Raw genomic sequence first — 10,068 nt, 5'->3', positions numbered from 1 at the left:
GGGGGCGTCGACCGCGGGCCGTACCCGCTGGAAGCGACGGTCGAAGTTGACGAAGGTGCCGTCCTTCTCGAGCCACGCCGCCACCGGCAGGACGACGTCGGAGGCCTCGGCGGTCGCGCTCAGGAACAGGTCGCTGCAGATCACCAGAGGACAGGCGTCGAGCGCGGCTCGGACGGCGCCGCTGTCCGGCGCGGTGGAAAGCACGTCCTCGCCGATCACCCACAGGGCCTGCAGCGCTCCCGAACGGGCGGCCTCGAACATCTGCGGCATCCGCAGCCCGGGCCGGTCCGGGACGCCCGCCTGCCAGGCCTCGTCGAAGCGCATCCGGGCACGGGGATCCGCGACTTTCTGGTATCCGGGCAGCATGTCCGGCAGTGCACCCATGTCACTGGCACCCTGGACGTTGTTCTGTCCCCGGAGGGGGTTGATGCCGCCTCCGCCTCCGGGACCGACCGCCCCGCAGAGCAGGGCCAGATTGGCCAGTGCGCGGACACCGTCGGTGCCATGGAGGTGTTCGGTGACACCGAGCCCGTAGAAGATCATCGGGGTCCGGGACTCACCGTACAGGTGGGCCGCCCCCTCCAGCTGCCCGACGGGAACCCCGGTGATCGCAGCGGTCCGTTCCGGCGGATACTGCGCCAGCAGGGCGCGGAACTCGTCGTACCCGGCGGTATGGGAGCGCAGGAATGCCTGGTCCACCAGACCGTCACGGATCAGCACGTGGGCGATGCCGTGGAACAGCGCGACGTTGGTCCCGGGAGTGGGCCGCAGGTGGATGTCCGCGTGCCGGGCGAGGGGCGTCCGGCGCGGATCGATGGCGATGAGGCGGGCGCCGTCGATCACCCGCTGGAGCAGCCGTGCCCCGACCACCGGGTGCGCGTGGGTGGGGTTGGCCCCGACCAGCATGATGGTGTCGCTGTGGTCCACGTCCTCGAACGGGTTGGTGCCGCCACCCAGGCCGAACGAGGCCACCAGGCCCGAGGCCGAGGGCGCGTGGCAGACCCGCGCGCAGTTGTCGACGTTGTTGGTGCCCATCACCGTCCGGGCGAACTTCTGGACCAGGTAATTCTCCTCGTTGGTGGCCCGGGCCGAGGCGATCACCGCGAAGGCGTCGGGGTCGAAGCCCCGCACCCGGGACAGTTGCCGTGCCACGTGGCCGATGGCCTCGTCCCAGGTGGCGGGGACCAGTGCGCCGTCCCGGCGGACCAGGGGGGTCTGCAACCGCTCGGGCGAGGTCAGGAAACCGTGGGCGAAGCGTCCCTTGACACAGGCGTGGCCGCGATTCAGTGCCCCGTCCGTGACCGGTTGTACCGTGGCGATCTCGTTCCCCCGGGTGAGGACGTCGAGGGTGCACCCCACCCCGCAGAAACCACAGGTGGTCCGGGTGCGGCGCTCCAGGGGCCGCGGGTCCAGCAGGCCGGGCTCGGAGAGCGCACCGGTCGGACAGGCATCCACGCAGGCCCCGCAGGAGACGCAGTCGGACGTGGCCCAGCTGTCCCCCCGGCCAGGGGCGACGACGGTGTCCGGTCCGCGCCCGGTCAGCGTGAGGGCGAACGTGCCCTGCACCTCGGCGCAGGCCCGGACGCACTTTCCGCAGGCGATGCACAGGTCCCGGTCGAGCTTGACGTAGGGGTGGGAGTGATCGGTGCCGCGGTGGGCCGGGGGCTCGGGCACGTCGAGCGGCGCCACGTCGAGCGCCTCGCACTGGCGGACCAGTTCGCTGCGGTCCGCCGGCACGTCCAGGGCGCGGGGCGGCAGGCCGGCGACGATGATCTGCAGTGCGTTCCGGCGGGCCGGGGCGGCCTGCTCGGTGGAGACCTCCATGCCGGCCTGGGCAGGAGAGCTGCAGGCCGGAACCAGCCCCCGACCGGTCACCGCGACCAGGCAGGTGCGGCACGAGGCCACCGGGGTGAGCCGGTCATCGTGGCAGAGCGTCGGAACGGTCCGGCCCAGGGCCCGGATCGCGTCGAGCAGGGTCGCGCCGGCAGGAACGTCCACGCCGGTCCCGTCCACGGACAACCAGATCACGTCCACCCCCGGAGGCCGTAGACCCGGACGAGACCGCGCACGGCGGCTGGGACACGGCGGCCGAAGGCGCAGAGGCTGGCCTCGGACATGGTCTCCAGCACCCGGACCCGTGGTGACGGGTCGTCGGTCGCGACGTGTTCTGCGGCGAGCAGGCGGCCCAGCCGGCTGCCCACCCGGCAGGGTGAGCACTGGCCGCAGCTCTCCGTCTCGGCAAACGCCCAGAGGTGGGCGAGCACCTCCTCACCGGTGAGCCGCTCGTCGAAGGCCACGACTCCGGCATGGCCGAGGGCTGCACCACGTTCGGCCAGAGAGGCGTCCGTCAGCGGGGTGTCGAGTTCCGCCGGGGACAGGAAGCCCCCCAACGGGCCACCGACCTGCAGCGCCCGCAGGACCGCCCCCTGGCGCAGTCCACCGCCGAGGTCCTCGACCACCCGCCGCAGGGAGATGCCCGGTTCGACCTCGTAGGCACCCGGACGCGCGAACCGTTCGGAGAGGCACACGACCAGCGTGCCGGGCTGTCCCGGCGCGCCCATGGCGGCGTAGGCGGCGCCGCCGTGCTGGATGATCCAGGGAACCGCCGCGAGCGTCTCGACGTTGTTGACCACCGTGGGCCGGCCGGAGAGTCCCCGGTCCACCGGGTACGGCGGCCGTGGGCGCACCACCCCCCGCAGTCCCTCGAGGCCGTTCAGCAGGGCGGTCTCCTCCCCGGACACATAGGACCCTGCACCGACGGCCACGCGGACGTGCAGGTCCACACCGCTGCCGTGGACGTCGGGGCCGAGGTGACCGTCGGCCTGGGCCTGTGCGAGCGCCGTGCGCAGGCGCTCGACGGCGCGCGGGTACTCGGATCGGACGAACACGATCCCGGTGGCCGCACCGGTCGCGAAGCAGGCCAGGGCGAGTCCCTCGAGCAGCCGGTGCGGGTCCCCCTCCATCAGCAGGCGGTCGACGTACGAACCGGGATCGCCCTCGTCCCCGTTGGCCACGACGACGCGCGGGCCCGGCCGGGCGCGGGCCGCCCGCCACTTGCGTGCCGTGCTGAAGCCGGCTCCACCGCGCCCGGTCAGCCCGGCGGCCGCGACCTCAGCCAGCACGGCGTCCGGAGACCCCGTGGAGACCACGGTGGGCCAGACCGCCCAGGGCTCGCCCGCGCCGAGCAGTCCCGCCGTCACCACCGGCGTCCGGCTGCGGCTGTGGACCTCCGCCACAGGATCGCGACGAGGAGACAGTCCCTGCAGCTGGGCCGATACGTCGGCCCCGGCGCAGGGCTCATCGCCGTCGAGGGCCGCCGGACCGCCGTAGCAGTAGCCGAGGCACCGAACCTCCTGGATCGACACCGAGCCGTCCGCGCTGCGCGAGCCCACCGCGACGCCCAGTCCCGCCTCCACTTCGGCCACGTGCGTCCCGCCGCTGGCGGCGCGACAGGCGGCAGCGCCGCAGAGGCGGACGTGCCGTGGAGCCCGGGGCGCGGAGTAGTCCGCGAAGAACGTTGCCGGTCCCCGCACTGCCGCTGCGGGCACGCGGAGCCCTGCGGCGGTGCGTACGGGATCGGCGCCGCCCCGGAGCAGGTCCGGGACGGTGTCCAGCGGCCGGTCGAACCTCTGTGCGTACCGGGCGAACGGACTGCGATCGAGGCGGGCCGGTTCCCGGTCCGCGGGCCGGTCCTCCGGGGCCGGTCGAGGCGTGCCCATGGCGCCATCATCCCAGCCTGCCGCGGGCCGGACCAGAGCCGGCGGACGAGGTGCCGGGCAGCCGGCGTCGAGGACCGGGCACCCGGGGTGCCCCGAACCTGTCCCGGCGAGCACGACGTTTCCTACAGTGGCCTCATGGGAACGCCGGGGACTCGGGTGCTGCGTGGCCGGCGCGGCGACACGCTGCGGGTCTGGTGGGACGCCCGCCGGGCACATCGGCAGGGGACCGAGGCGCTGCATGCCCGCCAGCGGGAGCGGCTGGCCGAACTGGTGGCCTATGCCCGGCAGCACTCCACCTACTATCGGCGGCTCTACCGGGGCCTACCGGACCCCCTTGAGGAGGTCACCCGGTTGCCGGTGTCGGACAAGACCGCGCTGATGCGCAACTTCGACGAGGTCGCCACGGACCCGGCGGTCACCCGAGAGGCGGTGGAGGCCTTCGTGGCGGACCCGGCCCGGATCGGGGAGCGATTCCTCGGCCAGTACCTCGTGGCTACCACGGCCGGCACCACCGGCACCCGGGGGATGTTCGTGCTGGACGACCGCTACTGGGCCGCGACCTCCGGACTGATGGCCCAACTGACCCAGGACTGGCTGTCGGCGCGCCAGGTGCTGGCACTGATGGTCCACGGAGGGCGGTTCGCGGGGGTCGTCGCCACCGGCGGGCACTTCCTGTCCGTGGCGGCCAGCACCCGCGAGCAGCGGGAGAGACCGCGACGCCACCGGGGACTGAGGATACTGTCCATCCACCGTCCCCTGCCCGAGGTGGTGGCCGAGCTCAACGGGTTCGGCCCGCTCCTGCTGGGGGGCTATGCGAGCATGCTACGCCTGCTGGCCACCGAGCAGGAGGCGGGGCGGTTGCGGGTGAGTCCGGTGCTCGTGCTCAGCACCGCCGAGGGCCTGACGTCCGAGGAACGGATCCGGATCGGGCGGGCCTTCGGCGCGCCGGTGCGGGAGGTCTACGGGTGCACGGAGTCCGGTTACGCCGCGTCCGGTTGCGCGGAGGGCTGGTTGCACCTGCTGGAGGACTGGGTGATCGTCGAGCCGGTGGACGCCGAGCACCGCCCGGTGCCGCCGGGAGTCGTCTCGCACACGGTGCTGATGACCAACCTCGCCAACCGGGTCCAACCGGTCATCCGCTACGACGTCGGCGACCGGTTGCTGGTGAGTCCGGACCGCTGCCGTTGCGGCAATCCGTCCCCGGCGATACGCGTCCAGGGGCGGGCCTCGGATGTCCTGACCTTCCGCACGGCGAGCGGCGAGGACGTGATCGCGGTGCCGCCGCTGGCCCTGGGCACCGTCATCGACCGCATCCCCGGGGTGGAACTGTTCCAGGTGCTCCGGACCACTCCCACCAGCCTGTCGCTGCGCCTGCTGCCGGCCCCCGGTGCCGATCCCGTCCAGGCCTGGGCGTCGGCGCTGGCCGGGCTCACCGGGCTGCTGACCGACCTGGGCCTGCCGGACGTGACGGTGGAGCAGGACACCGAGCCGCCCGAGCAGGGTCCCGGCGGGAAGTTCCGCACGGTCATCCCCCTGGCGCCGAGACCACCGGCACCGCCCGCGGACACCACCGGGGACCGATCCTGACGGGTCGACGCGGAACCTTGACGCGGCGCATCCCAGCCCCCACCCTATGGACCAGGACAGTCCCACCGTCTGCCAGTTCCCGTTCTGCTTCGGAAAGCCGTCCAGACCATGGTTGCACCACCCGGGCCGGTCACGCGATGGCAGGAGATCCCCAAGGACCCCCTGTCCTGGACCGTGCGGCCCAACCTCGAGGACTATGACGCGGCCTGCGCCGGCTTCAGCTGGCAGCAGGCCCGCCAGCAGTTGTCCGGCGTGCCGGGTGGAGGCCTGAACATCGCCTACGAGGCCGTCGAGCGTCATGCGGCGGGTGCGCGTGCCGGCCACGAGGCGTTGCGGTTCGTCGGTCCGGACGGCGACGTCCGGTCGCTGACCTACAGCGCCCTGGCCGAGGTCGTGGATCGCTTCGCCAGTGTGCTCCGGGGCCTGGGCGTCGGCGCCGGGGAACGGGTGTTCTCCCTGATGGGGCGCCGACCGGAACTGTACGCGTCCGTGCTGGGGACGCTGAAGCACGCCGGTGTCTTCTGCCCGCTGTTCTCCGCGTTCGGCCCGGAACCGGTGCGGATGCGCCTGGAGCTCGGCGACGCCCGCGTGCTGGTGACCACCCTCGCCCTGTACCGCAAGAAGGTCGCCCCGGTCCGCGCGGCGCTGCCCGGACTCCGGCACGTCCTGCTCGTGGACGCCGACGGCCACGCGGAACCGGGCACCCTGGACCTGCAGGACCTCATGCACCGGGCGCCACCCTATGGGAGCACCGCCAGGACGCGGGCGGAGGACATGGCCCTGCTGCACTTCACCAGCGGCACCACCGGCAGGCCCAAGGGGGCCGTCCATGTCCACGAGGCGGTGGTCGCACACCACGCCACGGGGCGTTTCGCCCTGGACCTGCACCCGGAGGACGTCTACTGGTGCACCGCGGACCCGGGGTGGGTCACGGGCATGTCCTACGGCATCATCGCCCCGCTGGTCCACGGCATCACCACCGTCGTGGACGAGGAGGAGATGGATCCGCTGCGCTGGTACCGGATCCTGGCGGAGCACCGGGTCACGGTCTGGTACACGTCCCCGACAGCGCTGCGGATGCTCATGAAGGCCGGCGACGAGGCCGCCCGCGGCCAGGACCTGTCCGCGCTGCGGTTCGTGGCCAGCGTCGGGGAACCGCTGAACCCGGAAGTGGTCGTCTGGGGCCGGCAGGTCCTCGGTCATCCCGTCCACGACAACTGGTGGCAGACCGAGACAGGGGGCATCATGATCGCCAACCTGCCGGCCCTGCCCATCCGTCCCGGCTCCATGGGACGGCCCCTGCCCGGTGTCGAGGCGGCCCTCATCGCGCGGGACGAGCACGGTGAGCCGGTGCTGCGCGGTGGCCGGGCCACCCTGGTCAACGACGCGGACACCGTGGGCGAACTGGCGTTGCGACCGGGGTGGCCGTCCATGTTCCGCGGGTACCTGGGCGAGGAGGAGCGGTACCGCAGGTGTTTCGTGGCCGGGTGGTACCTCACCGGCGACCTGGCCCGCCGTGACGCCGACGGTTACTACTGGTTCGTGGGCCGCGGTGATGACGTGATCAAGTCCTCCGGTCACCTGATCGGCCCCTTCGAGGTCGAGAGCCTGCTGATGGAACACGACGCCGTGGCCCAGGCCGGGGTCATCGGCCTGCCGGACGCGGTCGCCGGTGAGGTGGTGAAGGCCTTCGTCGAGCTGCGTCCGGGCCACGACCCCAGCGATGACCTGCGCAGGGACATCATCGGCTTCGCCCGCCGGCGGCTGGGCCCCGCCGTGGCACCGCGACTCCTGGACTTCACGCCCTCGCTCCCCCGGACCCGCAGCGGCAAGATCCTGCGCCGGCTGCTCAGGGCCCGCGAACTGGGCCTGCCAGAGGGCGACGTATCGACCGTGGAGGTACAGGGATGACCCACCGCACGCCACCCACCGGGTCGCCGGGCGTCCCCGAGGCCGCTGGACACCTGCTGCGCCAGATGCTGCGGGTCCGCCGTCTCGAGGAACAGTGCGTCGAGCTCTACAGCGCGGCGAGGATCCGGGGGTTCCTCCACGTCTATATCGGCGAGGAGGCCGTGGCGGCGGGCATCATGTCCGCGCTCGGCCCCGAGGACGCCGTGGTGGCCACCTACCGTGAACACGGACACGCGCTGCTGCGCGGCGTCCCGGCCGGAGCGATCCTGGCCGAGATGTACGGCCACGTGCAGGGCTGTTGCCGCGGACGGGGTGGTTCCATGCACCTGTTCGACGCGGCCACGCACTTCTACGGCGGCAATGCGATCGTCGCCGGGGGGTTGCCCCTGGCGGTCGGCATGGCCCTGGCGGAGAGGATGGCCGGACGGGCCCGGGTGACGGCATGCTTCTTCGGCGAGGGCGCGGCCGCCGAGGGCGAGTTCCACGAGAGCCTGAACCTGGCCGCGCTGTCGCGGCTGCCCGTGCTCTTCTGCTGCGAGAACAACCTCTACGCCATGGGCACGGCGCTGGCCCGGTCCCAGTCCCAGACGGACCTGGCCCTCAAGGCCGCGGCCTATGAGCTCCCGGCCTGGAGCGTCGACGGCATGGACGCGCTCGCGGTCGAGGAATCGGCCCGTCGGGCCGTGGACGCTGTGCGGGCCGGCGGCGGCCCGCACTTCCTGGAACTGCGCACCTACCGGTTCCGGGCCCACTCGATGTTCGACCCCGAACGCTACCGGGACAAGGCGGAGGTCGCCCGCTGGACCGAACGGGATCCCATCCTGTCACTCCGCCGCTCCCTGGAGGCGACGGGCCGGTTCTCCGAGGACGACTGGAACGCGCTGGACCGCGAGGTGGCCGCGGAGATGGAGGCGGCCGTGCGGTTCGCCGAGGCGGGGGCCCCCGAGCCCCTGGACGACCTGCAACGCTTCGTCTACAGCGAGCGGTGAGGACATGGAGACGACCTACCGCGAGGCCATGCGCACCGCCATCCGCGAGGCGCTGCTGCAGGATGACCGGGTCTTCCTGATGGGTGAGGACGTCGGGGCCTACGGCGGCTGCTTCGCGGTCAGCCTCGGACTGTTCGAGGAGTTCGGTCCCGAACGGGTCCGTGACACCCCCCTGTCGGAGTCCGCCTTCGTGGGGGCCGGCATCGGGGCCGCGCTGAACGGGATGCGGCCGATCGTGGAGATCATGACGGTCAACTTCAGCCTGCTGGCCCTGGACCAGATCGTGAACAACGCCGCGACCCTGCTGCACATGTCCGGTGGGCAGTTCAACGTTCCCCTGGTGATCCGCATGACGACCGGGGCCGGACGCCAGCTGGGGGCCCAGCACTCCCACAGCCTGGAGGGCTGGTTCGCCCACGTGCCGGGCCTGCGCATCCTCACCCCGGCCACCGTGGAGGACGCCCGGGGGATGCTGTGGACGGCCCTGGAGGACCCGGACCCCGTCCTGATCTTCGAGCACGGTTCGCTGTACAACCTGTCCGGGGAGCTCGCCGAGGACGCCGGCCCCGTCGACATCCATGCGGCCGCGGTCCGGCGTGAGGGCGGTGACGTCTCGCTGATCACCTACGGCGGCACGTTGCCGCTGACCCTGGAGGCCGCCGATCGACTGGCCGCCGAGGGTATCGAGGCCGAGGTCCTGGATTTGAGGACGCTGCGCCCCCTGGACGACGCGGCGATCCTGGCCACCGTGGTCAAGACCCACCGGGCCGTCGTGGTGGACGAGGGCTGGCGCAGCGGCAGTCTCTCCGCGGAGATCAGCGCCAGGATCACCGAGTCGGCCTTCTACGAGCTCGACGCCCCGGTGGCGCGGGTCTGCAGCGCCGAGGTCCCCATTCCCTACGCCCGTGACCTCGAGCTGGCCGCCCTGCCCAGCGCGGAGCGGGTCGTGGCCGCGGCCCGCGAGGCGGTGGGCGGCGGTGGGTGAGTTCCGGATGCCCTCGCTGGGGGCGGACATGGAGCGGGGCAAGCTGGTGGAATGGCTGGTCACACCGGGTGACTACGTCCACCGGGGTGACGTGATGGCCACCGTGGACACCGAGAAGACCGTGATGGAGGTGGAGTCCTTCGAGGACGGCGTCATCGCCGAGTTGCTCGCCGCACCCGGTGAGACGCTCGCCGTCGGCGCGCCGATGGCGCGCATCACGCCCACGCCGGCCACCGTCACCGCCCCTCCGGTGACTGCTCCGGCCGGCACACCCGCCGCCCCGGCGGAGGCGGGTGTCGAACGGGAGCACACGAGCCCACCACCGGGGTCGGGAGCGCCGTCGGCCACACCACCGGTCCGCCGCCTGGCCCGCGGCCTGGGCCTGGACCTGACCCGGATCACCGGCACCGGCAGGGGCGGTCACATCACCCGGACGGACGTGGAGCGCGCCGCGGCCCGGCAGCGGCCCGACGCCGGCTCCGTCCGGCCGGTCCGCATCTCACCGCGAGCGCGCCGGCTGGCAGTAGCTTCGGGGACACGGAGCGGAAGCGCGCCGGCTGGCCGGTGAGCTCGGCGTCGACCAGACCACCGTGGCGGGCACCGGCCCGCGAGGAGCCGTCACGGGAGAGGACGTCCTCCGCGCGGTCAGGGGGAACGCCCCCGCGGACGTCGAGAGTCACCCCGGGGCACCACGCGGCCCGGGACCGGCGACTGCGCCGGCACCGGCACCCCCTGACACGGGGCAGCGCGCGACCGGGCTGCGCCGCAGGATCGGGGCGCTGATGTCCCGCTCGAAGAAGACCATCCCCCACTACTACCTGGGGACCACCGTCGACCTGCAGGCCAAACAGGCCACCTTCACCCGCGACGGGTCGGA

7 protein-coding genes and 1 pseudogene are annotated in these 10,068 nt (G+C 72.8%); 6 read left to right on the top strand and 2 right to left on the bottom strand.

Annotated elements, in window-relative coordinates:
- The coding region (locus tag PLJ28_RS13510) for a molybdopterin-dependent oxidoreductase (protein ID WP_324590239.1) at positions 1-2,028 on the bottom strand (2,028 nt) is incomplete at its 3' end.
- Entirely contained in the window at positions 2,025-3,719 is a 1,695-nt protein-coding gene (locus PLJ28_RS13505; protein ID WP_183525383.1) for an NAD(P)H-dependent oxidoreductase subunit E, read from the bottom strand. The genes PLJ28_RS13505 and PLJ28_RS13510, both read right to left, overlap by 4 nt.
- A 135-nt stretch (positions 3,720-3,854) precedes the next feature.
- Here PLJ28_RS13505 and PLJ28_RS13500 point away from each other — a divergent pair, with 135 nt between their 5' ends.
- The 6 genes and pseudogenes from PLJ28_RS13500 to PLJ28_RS13475 form a co-directional block, all read left to right on the top strand.
- On the top strand, positions 3,855-5,306 hold the full coding sequence (locus tag PLJ28_RS13500; RefSeq protein WP_183525380.1) for a phenylacetate--CoA ligase family protein: 1,452 nt from the start codon (positions 3,855-3,857) through the stop codon (positions 5,304-5,306).
- A 108-nt stretch (positions 5,307-5,414) separates the two neighbouring features.
- Positions 5,415-7,217: an acetate--CoA ligase gene (gene acsA, locus PLJ28_RS13495; RefSeq protein WP_183525377.1), complete on the top strand. Its 1,803-nt coding sequence runs from the start codon at positions 5,415-5,417 to the stop codon at positions 7,215-7,217.
- Complete coding sequence (gene pdhA, locus PLJ28_RS13490) at positions 7,214-8,206, top strand: pyruvate dehydrogenase (acetyl-transferring) E1 component subunit alpha (RefSeq protein WP_324590238.1); 993 nt, start codon at positions 7,214-7,216, stop codon at positions 8,204-8,206. The genes acsA and pdhA overlap by 4 nt, the downstream gene beginning before the upstream one ends.
- A 4-nt stretch (positions 8,207-8,210) precedes the next feature.
- A complete protein-coding gene (locus PLJ28_RS13485; RefSeq protein ID WP_010144692.1) occupies positions 8,211-9,191 on the top strand; it encodes an alpha-ketoacid dehydrogenase subunit beta in 981 nt (326 codons plus the stop codon).
- On the top strand, positions 9,184-9,759 hold the full coding sequence (locus PLJ28_RS13480; RefSeq protein ID WP_324590237.1) for a biotin/lipoyl-containing protein: 576 nt from the start codon (positions 9,184-9,186) through the stop codon (positions 9,757-9,759). Before PLJ28_RS13485 ends, PLJ28_RS13480 begins: the two co-directional genes overlap by 8 nt.
- A gap of 22 nt (positions 9,760-9,781) precedes the next feature.
- Positions 9,782-10,068: pseudogene (locus PLJ28_RS13475) on the top strand (2-oxo acid dehydrogenase subunit E2); the annotation flags it as partial.

Source organism: Citricoccus sp. (genome assembly GCF_035445025.1).
Classification (GTDB): Bacteria; Actinomycetota; Actinomycetes; order Actinomycetales; family Micrococcaceae; genus Citricoccus.
Note: the sequence above shows the minus strand (reverse complement) of the source record. Positions and strands in the feature narration are given on the sequence as shown.